The 15,418-nt window shown below is 31.8% G+C and carries 16 protein-coding genes and 1 tRNA gene; 15 read left to right on the top strand and 2 right to left on the bottom strand.

What is annotated here, in order from left to right; translation table 11 throughout:
• The first annotated feature begins 6 nt into the window (after positions 1–6).
• The 12 genes from KFE69_13550 to KFE69_13495 all read left to right on the top strand — a co-directional run bounded on the left by KFE69_13550 (position 7) and on the right by KFE69_13495 (position 11,232).
• Positions 7–966, top strand: coding sequence for a GDP-L-fucose synthase (locus KFE69_13550; protein UTW42477.1), 960 nt, complete (start codon positions 7–9; stop codon positions 964–966).
• 15 nt (positions 967–981) lie between these two features.
• On the top strand, positions 982–2,214 hold the full coding sequence (locus KFE69_13545) for an oligosaccharide flippase family protein (GenBank protein UTW42476.1): 1,233 nt from the start codon (positions 982–984) through the stop codon (positions 2,212–2,214).
• Complete coding sequence (locus KFE69_13540; GenBank protein UTW42475.1) at positions 2,211–2,945, top strand: hypothetical protein; 735 nt, start codon at positions 2,211–2,213, stop codon at positions 2,943–2,945. The genes KFE69_13545 and KFE69_13540 overlap by 4 nt, the downstream gene beginning before the upstream one ends.
• Positions 2,946–2,972: 27 nt before the next feature.
• Positions 2,973–3,764: a glycosyltransferase gene (locus KFE69_13535; GenBank protein ID UTW44094.1), complete on the top strand. Its 792-nt coding sequence runs from the start codon at positions 2,973–2,975 to the stop codon at positions 3,762–3,764.
• A gap of 553 nt (positions 3,765–4,317) precedes the next feature.
• Entirely contained in the window at positions 4,318–5,139 is an 822-nt protein-coding gene (locus KFE69_13530) for a hypothetical protein (protein ID UTW42474.1), read from the top strand.
• On the top strand, positions 5,126–6,235 hold the full coding sequence (locus KFE69_13525) for a glycosyltransferase family 4 protein (GenBank protein UTW42473.1): 1,110 nt from the start codon (positions 5,126–5,128) through the stop codon (positions 6,233–6,235). The genes KFE69_13530 and KFE69_13525 overlap by 14 nt, the downstream gene beginning before the upstream one ends.
• Positions 6,236–6,248: 13 nt before the next feature.
• Positions 6,249–7,118, top strand: a complete 870-nt coding sequence (rfbA, locus tag KFE69_13520) for a glucose-1-phosphate thymidylyltransferase RfbA (protein ID UTW42472.1) — start codon at positions 6,249–6,251, stop codon at positions 7,116–7,118.
• A 14-nt stretch (positions 7,119–7,132) separates the two neighbouring features.
• Positions 7,133–7,690 carry a dTDP-4-dehydrorhamnose 3,5-epimerase gene (gene rfbC, locus KFE69_13515; GenBank protein UTW42471.1) on the top strand — a complete coding sequence of 186 codons (558 nt, stop codon included), beginning with the start codon at positions 7,133–7,135 and terminating at the stop codon, positions 7,688–7,690.
• Positions 7,691–7,702: 12 nt separating this feature from the next.
• The gene (rfbD, locus tag KFE69_13510) at positions 7,703–8,596 is read left to right on the top strand and encodes a dTDP-4-dehydrorhamnose reductase (protein ID UTW42470.1); all 894 of its coding nucleotides are present in this window, start codon (positions 7,703–7,705) and stop codon (positions 8,594–8,596) included.
• The gene (gene rfbB / locus KFE69_13505) at positions 8,596–9,606 is read left to right on the top strand and encodes a dTDP-glucose 4,6-dehydratase (protein ID UTW44093.1); all 1,011 of its coding nucleotides are present in this window, start codon (positions 8,596–8,598) and stop codon (positions 9,604–9,606) included. Before rfbD ends, rfbB begins: the two co-directional genes overlap by 1 nt.
• The gene (locus tag KFE69_13500) at positions 9,607–10,419 is read left to right on the top strand and encodes a 2OG-Fe(II) oxygenase (GenBank protein UTW42469.1); all 813 of its coding nucleotides are present in this window, start codon (positions 9,607–9,609) and stop codon (positions 10,417–10,419) included. It abuts the gene before it with no gap.
• A 6-nt stretch (positions 10,420–10,425) separates the two neighbouring features.
• Positions 10,426–11,232, top strand: coding sequence for a glycosyltransferase (locus KFE69_13495; protein UTW42468.1), 807 nt, complete (start codon positions 10,426–10,428; stop codon positions 11,230–11,232).
• 25 nt (positions 11,233–11,257) lie between these two features.
• Here KFE69_13495 and KFE69_13490 read toward each other — a convergent pair whose 3' ends face one another.
• Both KFE69_13490 and KFE69_13485 read right to left on the bottom strand, forming a co-directional pair.
• Complete coding sequence (locus KFE69_13490) at positions 11,258–12,181, bottom strand: hypothetical protein (GenBank protein UTW42467.1); 924 nt, start codon at positions 12,179–12,181, stop codon at positions 11,258–11,260.
• 21 nt (positions 12,182–12,202) lie between these two features.
• Positions 12,203–13,120: a hypothetical protein gene (locus KFE69_13485; protein ID UTW42466.1), complete on the bottom strand. Its 918-nt coding sequence runs from the start codon at positions 13,118–13,120 to the stop codon at positions 12,203–12,205.
• A 161-nt stretch (positions 13,121–13,281) separates the two neighbouring features.
• Between KFE69_13485 and KFE69_13480 the strand changes: the two genes are divergently transcribed.
• The 3 genes from KFE69_13480 to nusA all read left to right on the top strand — a co-directional run bounded on the left by KFE69_13480 (position 13,282) and on the right by nusA (position 15,385).
• Positions 13,282–13,358: transfer RNA gene (locus tag KFE69_13480), tRNA-Met, on the top strand.
• 71 nt (positions 13,359–13,429) lie between these two features.
• Positions 13,430–13,885, top strand: a complete 456-nt coding sequence (locus KFE69_13475) for a ribosome maturation factor RimP (protein ID UTW42465.1) — start codon at positions 13,430–13,432, stop codon at positions 13,883–13,885.
• Positions 13,886–13,909: 24 nt separating this feature from the next.
• Positions 13,910–15,385 (top strand): transcription termination/antitermination protein NusA, encoded by a 1,476-nt coding sequence (gene nusA, locus KFE69_13470; protein UTW42464.1) that lies wholly within the window; start codon positions 13,910–13,912, stop codon positions 15,383–15,385.
• Positions 15,386–15,418: the final 33 nt, after the last annotated feature.

Genomic DNA, 15,418 nt, shown 5'->3' with positions numbered 1-15,418 from the left:
AATTTTATGAGTCAGCATGCAAAAATTTATGTTGCCGGTCATAATGGCTTAGTTGGCTCAGCTTTGATGCGCCAGTTACAAGCTTATGGCTATACAAATATTGTGACGCGTTCGCATAAAGAGTTAGATTTAACCGATAAACAAAAAGTCGCTGATTTTTTTGCATTAGAGCAGCCCGAGTATGTTTTTTTAGCAGCAGCTAAAGTTGGAGGTATTTATGCTAATAATACCTATCCTGCGGACTTTATTCGAGAGAATATTAATATTCAGCAAAATGTGATAGATCAGGCTTATAAGCATCAAATAAAACGTTTGTTATTTCTAGGTAGCTCATGTATTTATCCAAAAAATTGTCCTCAACCAATGAAAGAAGATTATTTGTTAAGCGGTCCTTTAGAGTTGACAAATCGACCTTATGCGATTGCTAAAATTGCAGGTATTGAAATGTGCTGGTCATATAATAGACAATACCATACTCAATATCTAGCAGTGATGCCGACGAATCTCTATGGGCCTAATGATAATTATGATTTAACTACATCGCATGTTTTACCTGCCTTGATTCGTAAATTTCATGAAGCAAAAATTAACAATCAAGCTCAGGTTGAAGTCTGGGGTTCAGGCAGACCAAAAAGAGAATTTTTATATTCAGATGATATGGCAGATGCCTGCATTTTTTTAATGAATTTAGATGATGGAACATATAATACTTTAATTGTCTCAGATACCAACCCACCTTTAATTAACATTGGCTGTGGTGAAGATATTTCTATATTAGAGCTAGCAAAGATGGTAAAAGAAATTGTTGGCTACTCAGGTGATATTGTACTTAATAAAACCAAACCCGATGGTACAATGAGAAAGTTATTAGATGTCGAAAACTTAACGCGTTTAGGCTGGAAGTATCATATGAGCTTAGAAAATGGTATTCAAGCTACTTATAAAGCCTATCAAAATAATTTTTAATCAGTAGTTAATATTGTGAAAAAAGTAATCTACAATACAGCAGCATTTTATATCATTCGTATAATTTTAATGCTATCGCCAATTGTTGTATTACCCTTATTATCTAGGTTATTAAACCATGATGACTTTGCTTATTATTTGTTTTTAATTAGCTTAGGGACATGGATGAGCTTAATTGTTGAATTTGGGTTTGTTATCAGTGGGACAAGAGCTATTGCGTCAAATAAAAATGAGATAACTTTTATACAAAATAAGCTAAAGATAGTCAATAATAGTAAGTTGTTTTTATCTTTTATATTACTGTGTTTTGCAATTGGATTTTATTTTATTTCAAATAACTTAATTTATTTATTAGCCTGGTTGTATGCAGTTTTATTGGGTTTAAATTTTACTTGGTTTTTTCAAGGTTTACAAAAAGTTAAAGTGCTATTAGTTGCAGAGTTAGCGAGTACTTTATTGTTTATATTAAGTATTTTAGCTATATTTTTTCTATCAGGAACATTGATATGGGTTATATTTTCATTATTGTTTACTAGAATGCTTAATCTTATTGTTTGTTATTTATATGTTAAGCATAATTTTTCAACTAAAGGCATGCAAGTTAGTCTGTTAAATATTCTACATGAAATTAAAAGCGCATCTTCGGCTTTTTTTCTCGTATCATTTGTTAGTTTATATACATCATTTAATGTTGTATTTTTAGGTATTATGGCGACTGGCGTACAGTTGATCTATTTTGCAGGTTCAGAGAAGATCGTTCGTGCAGGCTGTTCATTATTAGCACCTATATCTCAAGCATTTTTACCCGAGATGTCAATTAGATTTAAAAATGATATCTATCAAGCGTTTAGGATCTTTAAGTGGATGCTTATGATTGTAACGTTGTTGGGTATTGGTATGCATATCTTTGTCATATTATTTGCTAAATGGTTTATTTTAATACTCTTAGGTAATCAATACATAGAGGCAGTTAGTATTTTGAATGTTTTATCAGCAATATTACCAGCTGTGGCATTTAGTTCGGTGTTAAGTATGCATTTTTTAATGCCATTTGGTAAAGAAGCTATCTGCGCTAAGATTTATTTGATTTCTGGAATTATCAATGTTTTATTAGCTGTGATATTTGTGAGTCGTTTTGGCGCAATGGCACTAGCATTTTCTGTGGTGATTTGTGAATATGTCGTTGCAATATTGATGCTTTGTGTTGCATATAATCTTAAAAGAAAGCTATTTAAGAGGATGATATGAAAAATACGTTACTAATGACAGCAACAATCAATCCAAGCTCAGACTTTCTAACCATTACAGATAGAGATCAAAGAAGAAAGCAATATTATGAAAGTTTATTTTATTGGATTTGTCATTCTAATTTTGATCAAATCGTTTTTTGCGAGAATAGTGCTGCGTCGATCAATCAATCATTTTGGCATGAATTGGCAGAATTATATCATAAAAAACTTGAGTTTCTGATATATCAACAGATGAATGATTCAAACAATGCTAGTAAAGGTTATTTGGAATGTAAGTTAATTGACTATGCATTGAGAAATAGTGATATTTTACAGAATAAAACACAAAAGTTTTATAAAGTGACAGGTCGTGTTAGATTGAAAAACGTTAACCACTTACTAAAAATTCATCAAAATGATGAGAATGTATTTATTCGTAGTGGTATTTCAAATAGAGATAGCTTTGATACACGATTTTTTAAAATGAGTTGCCATATGTATCAATCGAAAATTATGCAGCATATTAATAAGATTAATGATAAAGGTGGCTATTATATGGAACATTTGTTTTATGATGTTTTTAATAATAAACTGTCCGGAGAGAGCAAGACTAAATACAATAAAGTTACATTTAAAGAACTGCCTATTATTATTGGATTTTCTGGTAGTACTGGATTATCCTATGATTTAAGTATATATAAAAGAATAATCAAATCTATTTTGTTAAGATTAGGTGTTTATAATGTCTAATATTCAAGTGAATGAAACCTTATGACTATGTTTAGCATTATTACAGTTTGCTATAATGCTGCTGATACCATTGAACAAACGATATTAAGTATTAGAGATCAAACATATAAAGATTTTGAGCATATCATTGTTGATGGTGGCTCAAAAGATGGCACGTTAGATATTATTCAACAATATCGAGATGGCTTCTCTGTTGTCGTATCTGAGCCTGATAATGGTATTTATGATGCCATGAATAAAGGTATAAAAAGAGCTAAAGGTGATTTTATTGCGATATTAAATGCTGATGACTTTTATATGAAAAATACTCTAGCACGGGTTAAAAATGCGATTGATAGTACGAAGCGAGAGGGCATTTATTATGGCAAGCTTGTTACATTTGATTATGATGTTAATGATGGCTATGTTGTAGCACCTTTAAATGTTGAACATTTAAAAAGCTTTATGTGTTTAAATCATCCAACCTGTTTTGTGCATAGAAATATTTATGCTTTATATACGTATAATAGCGAATATAAATCAGCAGCAGATCAGGATTTATTTCTAACTTTATATGAAAATGACTACCCTTTTATTAATGTGGCAGAAGTATTAACCGCTATGCGCAAAGGTGGCATGTCTTCTAATTATGCTTCTTACCTAGAAATATGGCGTATTCAAAAAGCCCATAAAATTGGTATTTTATTAAGAACTAAAACTTTAATGGTTAATACAATGGCATATCTCGTTTCTAAAATGCCGTTAAAGAAATTTCGTCAATTTTATAAGAACTATATTAGCAATAAGCATGAGAAATATAATGAAAATAACAAAAAATAATGCTTTGTTTGTAGCCATTTTAAACGCTCTAATAAAAATAAAGCAAACGGATAAAAGCATGCTCGTTGCTGTGATTGTGAATTCTATTGCGCTTTTAGCGTTGTGCATGATATTCCCTTTAAATACAGGTAGTGTATTGGCCATATGGCTGTGGATTATTTGGTGTGTTTGTTACTATTTTCTTGTCAATAGAGAGCTTTTAGCAACTACATTTGTTGTTTTTTTAATTTTACTTTTATTATCAAATGAGTATTTTATTGTTGCTGGTAGGTTTTATTATTGGTATTTTGCAAGTTTCGTATTGATTTTTTTTTTAATGTTGAAAAGAACAATTAAAATAAATAAATTTATGCTTTATATATCCCTATATTATTTCTTTTTTACACTAATTTATTATTTTATAAATCAGACTGATATGGGAGTTTTGTATGCTTTTAAATACTATTTTGTTAATATATTGATGGTTCTTATCTTATACTGTTATTTAAATTTTGATTATAAACGTGCACTACACATTTGCTTATCAATTTTTCTTATTGCGCTAATTTTTTCAATGGCACAATTTTTGGGCAATTATGTATTTAGTATGGAAGGTAATCCATTTAATATAAAACTGACTAATCTTGAAATGAGACCAGCATCTTTTTTCTCTGAAACGACTTGGGTTGCAGAATGTTCAGTCTTAACATTATTATTAGCCATGTATATGAAAAAAATAAAGATGATTGCTTTACCTAGCTTATGGCTAATTTTAATCTTATGCTTTGCTGTACTTTCCGTTACAACCACAAGAGCAGCTTATTTGGCTTTGATTATCGTATGTTTATATAATATTAAAATATGGAATATTAAAGTACTATTTAGCCTTTGGGCGCTATGTTGTTTAACCGCATTTGCGCTTTATATGCTAAGTCCTGAAATATTCTTGTCAAAACTTTCCTATTTTATGCAAAGGGCACAGCTACATGATTTAAGCGCCCATGGGCGTTATGAATCTATTGTATTAACTTTTTATGGTATTGCAGAGAATATATGGGTTATGCTATTTGGTCATGGTTTTGTATGGAGTTCAGTTGCTGATGCGACAGTATCTGGAGCGGCAACGGGAGCAAAATCATTTTCATTGTTATTATTTATACCTTATGTGTTTGGTGTGTTTGGCCTGTTAGTATTTGGTTTATCATTATTTGAAGTGTTTGTTCGTTATCAGAAATTAAATGTAACAGACTATAGCAGAGTATATGGTGCAACAATATTACTTGCTTATTTGGTGATATCATCTGTCGCTCCATTATTTCAATACTCACTTGGTGTTATTTGGTTGGCTTTAGCATTATGCATTTTATATTATGGAGCTAAGTATGATGCATCATAAAAAGAATTATTTATTTGTTTTGCCTTCTTTAAACATAGGAGGCGGTAATAAGGTATTTATTCAAATTGCTAATGTTTTGAGTCAAACCTCAGTTGTCACTATCTGTGCTTTAACTAGTTGTGCGACTAGCACTAAAGTAACTTTACGTAATATGATTGATAAAAAAGTTAATATTTATGAAATATCTTCAGTTTTTGGCAGATTAGTAGCATTGGTTAAACTATTATTTTATGTTAGAAAAAATGCTCAAACAGTTATTGTTTCTGATCCAATTATCTGTTCATTATTAAGTATAATTCGAGTGCAATATATTCGATTTATGCAGGCTGATGATTATCATCTTTTCAATGGTCATCCTAAATTTAATAGCCTTATGCTTAAAGTTTATAAGTATTTGCAACGCCGGTCATATAAAAATAAGCATATATTTTATCTAGTTAATTCTAACTTTGTGCGTGAAAAAATTTTACAGCCACCTTATTTAATAGCAGAGGATAGAATTTTTTATAAGAATATTCAGCCAGCATTAGCAGATAGTTACTTCTTAAATAAGCGTGAATGTCATAAACAGCGATTAAGCGTTGCTACAGTAGGGAGAAGTCAAAAGCAAAAAGGCTTTATGTATTTTATATCCTTAATCAATGCATTAAGAGAGAGAAATATTTTATTTGATGCAAAGGTGATGAGCCATGATGATTTAAGTGAGTTTGACTTGAATCATTTAAAGATAGTTACAGCTTCTAGTGATCAGGAATGTATTCAATTTTATGATACATGTGATATATTTATATCAACTTCATTATTCGAAGGTTTTGGCATGCCGCCGCTTGAAGCTATGGCAAGAGGTTGTGCCTGTGTTTTATTTGACTGTCAAGGCTTTAGAGAGTACGCAAAAAATGAGGTAAATGCATTGATTGTGCCTATAGGTGATAAACAAGCATTATTAGATGCAGTAATAAGACTAATCAATGATAATCAGTTAAGAGAAAAATTATCGACTAATGCATTTATTACAGCGAATGATTTTCGTTGGCAAAAAAGTGCAGAGTTATTTGAACGTGCTGTAGTAACTTATAAAGCACAACAACAAGATTAGATAGGATATATTAATGAAAGGTATAATTTTAGCAGGTGGCAGCGGTACACGACTTTATCCTGCAACCTGTGGTATCAGTAAGCAATTGATTCCTGTTTATGATAAACCTATGATTTACTATCCACTATCTGTATTGATGTTGTCTAATATCAGAGAAATAGCAATTATTACAACGGCACAAGATCAGTCATCTTTTAAGCGTTTATTAGGCGATGGTAGTCAATGGGGACTATCATTTGACTATATTGTTCAACCATCTCCTGAAGGGTTAGCTCAAGCTTTTATTTTAGCTGAAGATTTTCTAAGTGGTCAACCAGCTTGCCTAGTTTTAGGCGATAATATTTACTATGCACACGGCTTACCAGAGTTACTGATAAAGGCAAAAAATATAGTAGAAGAGGAAGGTGGTGCATATGTATTTGGCTATAATGTTATTGATCCAGAGCGCTATGGTGTAATTGAATTTAGTCAATCAGGCGAAGTTTTGTCGATTGAAGAGAAGCCTAAAAAACCAAAATCTCATTTTGCTGTTACCGGGTTATATTATTATGATGCCAATGTCTGTAAGCTTGCTAAAAAAGTCAAGCGCTCAAAAAGGGGAGAGTTGGAGATCAGTTGTTTAAATCAATTATATTTAGAGCAGTCAAATATTAAAGTTGGTTTAATGGGTAGGGGTTATGCATGGTTTGATACAGGGACTCATGATTCAATGATGGAAGCTTCTCAGTTTATTGCAACGATTGAACATAGACAGGGGTTGAAGATTGGTTGTCCTGAAGAAATTGCATTACAAAAAAAATGGATTAATACTGATCAGTTAATACAGTTAGCGCAGCCACTTAAGAAAACTGGCTATGGGCGATATCTTTTAAGTTTAATTTAGGAAATAGATCAAACGTGAAAATAATAACAACTAAGATACCAGAAGTAAAAATCATTCAACCACAGGTATTTGGGGATGAAAGAGGCTTCTTTTTTGAAAGCTTTCAACAAGAACGTTATTGTCAAATGTTAGAGATTCATGAAACATTTGTACAAGATAATATATCGCGTTCAGAAAAAAATGTTTTAAGAGGACTGCACTATCAATTACAGCAAATGCAAGGTAAGCTTGTGACTGTAATTACTGGCTGTGTTTTTGATGTTGCTGTTGATCTTCGAGTTAATTCGCCTACCTATGCTCAATGGGTTGGTGTTGAACTATCATCTGATAATAAAAGGCAGTTGTGGGTGCCTAAAGGTTTTGCCCATGGCTTTTTAGTATTAAGCGATTATGCGGACTTCTATTATAAATGTACTGATTATTACCATCCTCAATCTGAAAAATCTATTCTGTGGAATGATCAAGATATTGCCATTAATTGGCCAATAGATGGTATGCCTTTATTATCTGAAAAAGATAGTAAAGCTTCTCAATTAAATGAATTGTCATCTGATGACTTACCAAAGTATTAATAGGGTAATATGATGAAGCTATTAATATTAGGGAAAAATGGTCAGGTTGGCTCTGCTTTAGTAGAAAAAACTAGAGAAGAAAATGTTTTATTTACTGCAGTAAGTCGAAGTGAACTTGATATTACTGATATGATAGCAGTCAATGAATTTTTTAGTCAGTATCATGATTTTGATTTTATTATAAATGCAATTGCATATACTCAAGTAGATCAAGCTGAGAATGATAAAATAACTGCAGATGCCGTTAATCATTTAGCCATAAAAAAATTAGCGATTATATCTAAACAGTATGAAATACCGTTAATTCATATTTCAACTGATTATGTTTTTGATGGTAAAAAAGCGACAGCCTATTCTGAAACAGATCAAACAAACCCGTTAAATCAGTATGGTTTATCAAAGTTAAATGGTGAGCGCATATTACAACAAACTTGGCATCAGCATATCATTTTGCGTGTTAGCTGGGTGTTTAGCGAGTATCGCTCGAATTTTATTAAAACAATGATTCGTTTAGCGAAAGAAAAAGATCATATTAATATTGTGGCTGATCAATATGGTGCACCGACAAGTGCAAACTCAATTGCAAAGGTTATTTTTGATATCTGTCGATTAAAGTTCAATGGTATTGGAACTAATAAATGGGGGATATACCATTATACTGATTTTCCAGTAACCACATGGCACCAGCTAGCACTGTATAGTATCGAACAATTAAATGATCAGATAAATGATGTTAAAACAAAGCATGTTTATCCAATTGCCAGTAGCCAATATCCAACATTAGCGTTAAGGCCAAAAAATTCTGCACTAGACACAGATAAAATTAAAACAGACTTTAGTATTAAGCAGTATAGCTGGATGGATGAAGTTGCTCGTATAGTAGATAGGTTAAGTAAAGAGAAATAATTATGTATAAAGCTAAAAATATACTGGTTACGGGTGCTGCAGGCTTTATTGGCAGCCATTTCGTTAAAATGATGTTAAGTCAATATGATGATATTAAGATTATTTCTTATGATAAATTAACTTATGCAGGTAACTTAGCTAATTTATCTAGTGTGAAGAGTATAGAAAATCACGTATTTGTTCAGGGGGATATTATAGATGAAAAGTGTATTTATAATATTTTAAGAGAACATCAGATTGACACCATCGTGCATTTTGCTGCTGAATCCCATGTTGATAATTCGATTGATGGACCTAAAATTTTTTTCCAAAGTAATGTCATGGGTACATTTAATCTATTGCAGCAAGCAAAAGCCTACTGGTTAGATGAGAAGAAATGGACTGATTCTAAGTGCCGTTTTCATCATATATCAACCGATGAAGTCTATGGTAGCTTATCAAAAGATGCAGAAGCTTTTACAGAAAAGACAGCCTATCAGCCAAATTCACCTTATTCTGCTTCCAAAGCAGGTTCTGATCATATTGTACGTAGTTATTTCCATACTTATCGCTTACCTGTTACAACATCTAACTGTTCAAATAATTATGGCTCTTATCAACATCAAGAGAAATTAATTCCAGTAGTTATTAATAGTTGTATTAAGCAACTACCTATTCCAGTTTATGGAGATGGTAGTAATATTCGTGACTGGCTATATGTGAAAGATCATTGCAAGGCAATTGACTGTATTATACAGAAAGGTAAATTAGGTGAAGTTTATAATATTGGCGGTAACAATGAGATTAGTAATATTGCACTGGTTAAAATGATTTGTCGGTTAATGGATCAGTACAGATCTGAACATCAACCACATGAGCGTTTAATTTCTTTTGTTGATGATCGTAAAGGGCATGATTGGCGTTATGCTATTAATTACTCAAAACTATACAATGAACTGGGTTGGAGCCCATCAGAAGATTTTGAAACAATGTTTAAAGAAACAATAGAATTTTATTTGGAGAGAGTCTAAATGTTAAATTTAGAAACAAAAGTATTTTCTGATTTTGCCTCATTAAAAAATCAGTTTAGTAAGGCAAAACCATTTCCACATGTTGTTGTTGATGATTTTTTAGAATTAAATTTAGCAAAAGCTATAGATACTGAATTTCCTTCACTTGATAGCGATATGTGGTATCAGTATCAAAATGCAATTGAGTATAAAAAAACTTATAATCATTGGGAAAAATTTCCTAAATATACTTACCAATTATTTGCCTATTTAAATAGTAAACGTTTTATAGATAAACTAAATCAAATGGTGCCAGAAATTGAGCTTTGGCCTGATATGGGATTAAATGGTGGAGGTTGGCATGTCCATGGTGTTGGTGGTAAATTAAATACGCATCTTGATTATTCAATACACCCTAAGTTAGGCTTAGAGCGTCGATTAAATATTATCATTTACATTAATGAAACCTGGCAAACACAGTGGGGCGGAGCACTCGGTATGTGGTCACATGATAAGGCTAATAACCAACCAAAAACGTTGATTAAATCAGTAGAGCCTGTATTTAATAGAGCAGTGATTTTTGATACAACATGCAATAGTTGGCATGGTTTGCCTGAAGCAATTAATTGCCCTAAAGATCAGGCTCGCCGGTCTTTGGCTATTTATTATTTAAGTGAACCGACAGTAGGTGCCTCAGATAGAGGCAAAGCCTTATTTGCACCGAGTAAAGACCAAGTAGGTAACAAAGAAGTATTAGAACTAATTAAAAAAAGATCTCAAGTTAAATCTGCAATTGAAGTCTATAATAATAAACAGAAACAAAATAAAAAGTAGTCAATTATGGAAATGACATCGGTGGTTATATTATATAAGCATCCTTTAGAAATGTTAGAAAAATTTTTAGCATCTTATGAGCAAAGTATAAATCAATTATTATCAAAATATAGTGATATGCAAGCTTGCCTTTATATCGTAAATAATGATACAGAAAAACAGATAGATTATCAGTTTCATATAATAAAACAAAAATATTCAGTTGATATAGTATTTTTAGAATCAGATAAAAATGGTGGTTATGGCTATGGAAACAATTTTGTAATAGACCGATTAGATAGTGATTATCATTTAGTTGTTAATCCAGATATAGTATTTGAAGAAAATACATTGACAGAAGCATTAGCTTTTTTAGAAGCACATTATGAAGTTGGTTTATTAACACCTGCTGTTTTTGATGTTAACGGTAATCAGCAATTTTTATGTAAAAAAAATCCAACATTATTGATACAGTTTTTAAGATTTGTATTTAAACAAAAGAAAGTAATTTTTAAAAAATATCTTGAAAATTATGAGTATGTAGGTTATTCATATGATGAAGTAATTTATAATATACCAAATTGTACGGGTTGCTTTATGCTATTTAGAACAGCATTATTTAAACAACTTGAAGGCTTTGATGAACGTTTTTTTTATTATATGGAAGATAGTGATATTTCAAGAAGAGCTTTAGAGATAGCTAAAACTGCTTATGTGCCAAGTGTTAAAGTATGTCATGAATATCAAGGTGATGCTTATAAAAATAAAAAGCTGAGGAATCAGGCAATTAAATCTGCATTTAAATATTGGCGAAAGTGGGGCGGGTTGGTATAGCTAGCATACTTTATGTCGTATTATTTTATAAAATATTAGCGCTCTTTTTTCTTTTGATTTCAATGAACAGATTACTTACATATTCAACTAAAAATACAATTCCTAAAGCAACTATAATAGATAGTATGATGCCAAGCGGCAGGACCATTGCTTTTGATAGTCCCACAGGTTTATCAATTTTTGCTATTTTTTTACCAATGCTAAGATTGGTAAATGACTTAAGACTAGCATTGATAGCATTAATTTGTAGCTGAAGTCTAGCGAGTGCTTTAGTATATTGCGATTGTTGATTTGAGGCGAGGTTTAGCTGTCTTTTGAGTGTTTGAGGTGATTGTGTATTATTGTGAGATAGTACGGCTAGATCATGAATGTTTTTATCTATTTCATTAATTTTATTTTTAGTTGTAGCTGCTTGTTGTTCTAGCACTTGTTTAGCTGCTAATTGGTCATTTTTATGTGGTTGAATAATATCGTGTTGCAGTTGTTGCTGAGTAAATTGGATATACTTATTTAAAATAAAGTACGTTTGACTTTGGTCATTTAAGTGCCCTTTAAGGTAGATACTAACATATGGACTTTCTTTGTAATCTATCGTGCCAAATAACTGAATTTGACTAATTTTTTCTCTTATATCTGCATATTTAGCAATTTGCTGCATTTCAGCAATATAAGAATTTAGATACATAATTAGCTTATTATTACTGACAATTTTTGAGTTGGCATTATAAGGTGGGTTACTTGTGTTGATCGATAGATATTGAGGAGGATTTAATGTGTAACCGTATAGATAAGCATTCTGTTTGTAGATAAAGGCAATAATAGACATGATAATGCCTAGAACAACAATACTAATAAATAGTTTGATGCGTTTTATTAAGATCAAAATAAGATCGGCTATAGTAATTACATTGCTACTTTGATTGTTGGTTAATTGTTTGTTTTCTTCCATAGAGTTAGGACCTTATAGAATTTAATTCATTGATTTGTTGGATGTAGTTTTAGCATAATTAAGCCTGATTGATTCAATTAATAACACCACTGTGAAAGCAAGAATAATTGTCAGTATGATACCAATGATTAAAACATCCATTTTTGATAAGCCAATTAACTGATCACTTTCAATTAGTCGGCCTTGTGTCTGTAGATTTTGTATTGTGTCTATGGCTAGATTAATAGAGTTTATATCATTTTTTAAGTTAATTAATTTTACTGATAAATCAAATTGTTTATTAGCAAGTGCTAGATAAGCATCTGATTCTAAAATAGTTTGAGAGAATTGTGTTTTACTTTTAACCGAAGTATTGTGTGTTAGTACTTCTTTAACTTCAGATGTATTATTATCCAAATCATTTTTTAATTTTAATAAACTCGAATATTTATTCTCAAGTGTTGTTTTATTTAGATTTAAACTAAGCTTTAATTTTTGGATAATACTGCTATCAAATTGATTCTGAAGGTATTGCACATAATCATCTAACGTTTGTGTAATCATTTTTAATTCGTTTTTATTGCCTTTAAGGCTTAGGTTAATAAATGCAGTGCTTGTACCAGCTTTTAAATAGCTCTGTTGAATCCGTTTTGCATAATCTTTTTCTTCAACTACTTTTTGTTGTTGGATAAATCTACTTAAGTAATAATCCACATAGTTATTAAGCTTTGTGTTTTCAATGATATTTTGAAATTTTGCATTAAAAAAATACTCAGGTGGTGTCAAGTTATATGAGTAATCATAATTATTTTTTTTATAAATAAAAGCGATTATTGTTATCAGAAAGCCCAAAATAAGAATGGCTAAAAATAGTTTAATACGTTTTATAATCATTTGAAGGTAGTGTGCTAAAGATAGCGTATGAGGATAATGATTATCATTGTTAGCATGATTATCCATGGGTATGTACTTAATATTAATATTACGAATGTTAGCTATTGTATAGTGGATAAAGGCATCATTCAATTTAGAATTTTACTTTAATCACCACATTAATTAATAAAAATCTAACTTACTACTTGATTTTTGTCGGCGAATTCAGTAGTATCTCATCCTGTCGATGCGGGGTGGAGCAGCCTGGTAGCTCGTCGGGCTCATAACCCGAAGGTCGTTGGTTCAAATCCAGCCCCCGCTACCAAATTAACAGTGTATAAAAATAATAAAAGGACCTTAAGATGGTCCTTTTTTTTTATCTGGAGAAAATTAACAATGCAGTTAGTTGAGTCGCTAGATCAACATTTACGCCAATCGATAGAGGCAATGGGCTATGTGCTGTGGGGCATTGAAGTTTTGCCGATGAATGCTGATTTATTAGTACGTGTTTATATTGATCATAAGGATGGTATTTCTGTTGATGATTGTCAGGATGTTAGTACACAAATCAGCGGCATTTTAGATGTTGAAGATATCATAGATGGCCACTATACTTTGGAAGTTTCCTCTCCAGGAGCAAATCGTATTTTATTTACATTAGAGCAAGTAAAGTGCTTTGAGGGATTTAGGGTAAAAGGGAGGCTTAAAGAGCAAGTCAATGGTTATCGTAAGTTTAAAGATGCATTATTAAAAGCAGTTAGTGGCGATAAGTTAACTTTAGAGATTGACAGTAATCAAATTGAAATTGACTACAATCAGGTCGAGCAATTAAGAATTGCGCCTACATGGTAAGCACCAACATTGAGGATATAAGGCATGAGTAAAGAGCTATTATTGGTGATAGAAGCAGTTGCAAATGAGAAAGAGGTTGAACGCGAAGTAATTTTTCACGCGATGGAAGAAGCGTTAGCAGCGGCAAGCAAAAAATTAATTGATGCACTAGCTGAAGTAAAAGTTGTCATTGATCGTACTACGGGTGATTATAAAACATATCGCTTATGGGAAGTCATTGCAGAGGATGCTGAGCTTGAAAATTCAAAAGCACAATTTTATGTCGATGTAGCTAATGAAAAAGGACATAGTGTTACAGTTGGCGATGTGATTGAAGAAGAAATAGAATCAGTTGATTTTGGCCGTATATCTGCGCAATCAGCAAGACAAGTTATTTTACAAAAAGTAAAAGAGGCTGAAAGAGCTAAATTAATTGAAAGTTTTAAAGATCGCATTGGTAAAGTACTTTATGGTGAGGTAAAACGCGTTACTCGTGAGTTTATTTTAATTGATCTTGGTGATCAAGCTGATGGTATTTTACCAAGAAATGAGTTATTGCCAAAAGAGACTTTCAAAGTTGGTGATAAGGCACGTGCGGTTTTAACTGAACTTGATGAAACATCAAGAAATTATCCATTACGATTAAGTCGTATTGCTAATGAGATTGTTGAAGCATTATTTGAGCTTGAAGTGCCAGAGATTTCTGAAGAAGTAATTGAAATTGTCGGCATTGCACGCGATGCAGGTTCTCGTTGTAAGATTGCAGTGAAAACAAATGATGGTAGAATTGATCCAGTAGGTGCATGCGTTGGTATGCGCGGTACCCGTGTTCAATCCATTACCAATGAATTAAAAGGTGAGCGTATCGATATTATTCTTTGGGATGATAACCCAGTTCAATATGTAATTAACGCATTATCACCTGCAGAGATTGTTTCAATTATTCAGGATGAAGATAGTAATACGATTGATGTTGCTGTTAAAGAGGATCAATTATCTCAAGCCATTGGTAGAAATGGTCAGAATGTTCGTTTGGCATCAGAGTTAACAGGTTGGCGATTAAATGTTATGCCCGAATCTGAAGCACAGGAAAAGCAAGATAAAGAAGCACAAAGCCAAATTAAATTATTTGTGGAAGCATTGGATGTTGAAGAAGATGTTGCTATGGTATTGTTTGAAGAAGGCTTTACACAACTTGAAGAGGTTGCTTATGTGCCATTAGAAGAGATGTTGGCAATTGATGGTTTTAATGAGGATATTGTCAGTGAACTGCAAGAGCGAGCAAAAACAGCCTTATTAACACAAGCATTAAGTAATAAAAAAGTGCCAGCAGATGACTTATTGACTATGGAAGGTATGGATGAAGCCTTAGCCAATCAATTAGCAGAAGCTGGTATTATTACAATGGAAGATCTAGCAGAACAAGCAGTTGATGATTTGCTAGATGTTATTGAAATTGATCGAGAACGTGCAGCTGAATTAATATTAACAGCACGTAGACCGTGGTTTGAAGAGAATTGATTTAAAGTAAATAAAATAATGATTTTAAATAGA

The organism is bacterium SCSIO 12844, assembly GCA_024397935.1.
In the GTDB taxonomy this organism is placed as follows: domain Bacteria; phylum Pseudomonadota; class Gammaproteobacteria; order Francisellales; family Francisellaceae; genus M0027.
This window is presented reverse-complemented; position numbering and strand designations above follow the sequence as displayed.

What these genes read in the sequence shown, in the direction of transcription:
- KFE69_13550 (UTW42477.1), top strand. Translation starts at nt 7, where the DNA reads ATGAGTCAGCATGCAAAAATTTATGTTGCCGGTCATAATGGCTTAGTT.
- KFE69_13540 (UTW42475.1), top strand. Translation starts at nt 2,211, where the DNA reads ATGAAAAATACGTTACTAATGACAGCAACAATCAATCCAAGCTCAGAC.
- KFE69_13535 (UTW44094.1), top strand. Translation starts at nt 2,973, where the DNA reads ATGTTTAGCATTATTACAGTTTGCTATAATGCTGCTGATACCATTGAA.
- KFE69_13530 (UTW42474.1), top strand. Translation starts at nt 4,318, where the DNA reads ATGGCACAATTTTTGGGCAATTATGTATTTAGTATGGAAGGTAATCCA.
- KFE69_13525 (UTW42473.1), top strand. Translation starts at nt 5,126, where the DNA reads ATGATGCATCATAAAAAGAATTATTTATTTGTTTTGCCTTCTTTAAAC.
- rfbA (UTW42472.1), top strand. Translation starts at nt 6,249, where the DNA reads ATGAAAGGTATAATTTTAGCAGGTGGCAGCGGTACACGACTTTATCCT.
- rfbD (UTW42470.1), top strand. Translation starts at nt 7,703, where the DNA reads ATGAAGCTATTAATATTAGGGAAAAATGGTCAGGTTGGCTCTGCTTTA.
- KFE69_13500 (UTW42469.1), top strand. Translation starts at nt 9,607, where the DNA reads ATGTTAAATTTAGAAACAAAAGTATTTTCTGATTTTGCCTCATTAAAA.
- KFE69_13495 (UTW42468.1), top strand. Translation starts at nt 10,426, where the DNA reads ATGGAAATGACATCGGTGGTTATATTATATAAGCATCCTTTAGAAATG.
- KFE69_13490 (UTW42467.1), bottom strand. Translation starts at nt 12,181, where the DNA reads ATGGAAGAAAACAAACAATTAACCAACAATCAAAGTAGCAATGTAATT.
- KFE69_13485 (UTW42466.1), bottom strand. Translation starts at nt 13,120, where the DNA reads ATGGATAATCATGCTAACAATGATAATCATTATCCTCATACGCTATCT.
- KFE69_13475 (UTW42465.1), top strand. Translation starts at nt 13,430, where the DNA reads ATGCAGTTAGTTGAGTCGCTAGATCAACATTTACGCCAATCGATAGAG.
- nusA (UTW42464.1), top strand. Translation starts at nt 13,910, where the DNA reads ATGAGTAAAGAGCTATTATTGGTGATAGAAGCAGTTGCAAATGAGAAA.